The following is a 543-nucleotide window of genomic DNA, read 5'->3' on the forward strand; positions in this document are numbered from 1 at the left end:
GCTCGTCAAGACCGTAAAGCTCGTGCCCGAAAACCAATCACATCAAAACTCGTAGCAAACATGCTTCAAATTGCTGGTGCCGACCGTTTAATTACTTTCGACCTTCACGCACCACAAATTCAAGGTTTCTTCAACATTCCAGTTGACCATCTTATGGGGTCACCACTGATTGCTGAATACTTCCGTCGTCAATTAGTTTCTGCTGGTGATGATATCGTCGTTGTTTCACCTGACCATGGTGGTGTCGGACGTGCACGTAAGTTGGCAAACTTCCTAAAAGCGCCGCTTGCTATTATTGATAAACGCCGTCCTCGGGCCAATGTTGCTGAAATCATGAATATTATTGGTGACGTTCAAGGTAAAAAATGTATCTTAATTGATGATATGATTGATACAGCTGGAACAATTACCCTTGCAGCAAACGCATTGAAAGAACTTGGGGAAACCGAAGTTTATGCTTCATGTACTCATGCCGTACTTTCAGGACCTGCGATTGATCGGATTAATAATTCAGCAATTACAAAATTGGTTGTAATGTCGCAA

The 543-nt window shown here is 42.5% G+C and carries 1 protein-coding gene; it reads left to right on the top strand.

The window, feature by feature from the left end; all coding sequences use genetic code 11:
* Positions 1-543, top strand: a 543-nt coding sequence (prs, locus tag BABA_RS02520; RefSeq protein WP_007083552.1) for a ribose-phosphate diphosphokinase, incomplete at both ends; no start/stop codon positions are given.

The sequence above is a fragment of the Neobacillus bataviensis LMG 21833 genome (assembly GCF_000307875.1).
Lineage (GTDB): Bacteria > Bacillota > Bacilli > Bacillales > Cytobacillaceae > Neobacillus > Neobacillus bataviensis.